A 1,016-nucleotide genomic window follows, 5' to 3' on the forward strand; every position below is an offset into this window, starting at 1 on the left:
CCCCAGCGGCAGTGACCGGCTGGCGGAAGCCTGCGGTGTACTGGGGCTGGCGAACGAAGACATTGTGGTGAATGTACAAGGGGACGAGCCGCTCATTGACCCGGCCTTGATCAACGCGGTAGCCCAGTTGCTCCTCGAGCGCCCGGACTGCGCCATGAGCACGGCGGCGCATGCCATCCAGCAGCTGGCCGACCTGAACAATCCCAACGTGGTCAAGGTGGTCCTTGACGCGCGACATACCGCCCTTTACTTCAGCCGCGCCCCCATTCCAGCAGCGCGGGACTTTTCCGGCAATGCATGGTGGGACGCCGGCAGCGGTCTGCCCAAGCCGCTGCGGCACGTGGGCATTTACGGCTACCGCGTGGGGTTTCTGCGGGAGTTCCCGCGACTTCCCCAGTCGCCGCTGGAGCAGCTGGAATGCCTTGAGCAACTCCGTGCTCTTTGGCACGGCCATCGCATTGCCGTGCACGTCACCGGCGATGCGCCCGGGCCGGGCGTTGATACCCCTGAAGACCTCGACCTCGCCCGCAAACTGTTTTCCTGACCTGCGCTCTTTGGCATGGGGCAACCCGTAAGTTGCTGTCAGGGGTGCATGCTATCCTTGGGAAAAACACAAGCGCAAGGGCCTGCAGCACGTACTGGCAGCCCTTAATGCCTGTCAAGCAGCCCCCGCGGAAACCGGCCGCCGGCCCCGGGGCTGACTTCAAGAATTCATAAAATCCGAGGACATCCATGAGACTGATTTTGTTGGGCGCGCCTGGCGCGGGCAAAGGGACGCAAGCGACCTTCATCTGCCAGAAGTACGGTATTCCCCAGATTTCCACCGGCGATATGCTCCGTGCGGCTGTCAAAGCCGGCACGCAACTGGGCATTGAAGCCAAAAAAATCATGGACTCGGGCGCTCTGGTCAGCGACGACCTGATCATCAATCTGGTCAAAGAGCGCATTGCCCAGCCCGACTGTGCCAAGGGATTCCTGTTTGACGGCTTTCCGCGCACCATTCCACAGGCTGATGC

2 protein-coding genes are annotated in these 1,016 nt (G+C 61.9%); both read left to right on the forward strand.

What is annotated here, in order from left to right; all coding sequences use genetic code 11:
* A partial coding sequence (gene kdsB, locus AC1D0Z_RS22690) for a 3-deoxy-manno-octulosonate cytidylyltransferase (RefSeq protein WP_477660391.1) occupies nt 1-544 on the forward strand: 544 nt, incomplete at its 5' end.
* 188 nt (nt 545-732) lie between these two features.
* On the forward strand, nt 733-1,016 hold a 284-nt coding region (locus AC1D0Z_RS22695), incomplete at its 3' end, for a nucleoside monophosphate kinase (protein WP_477660392.1).

It is taken from the genome of Polaromonas sp. P1_E3 (assembly GCF_056405935.1).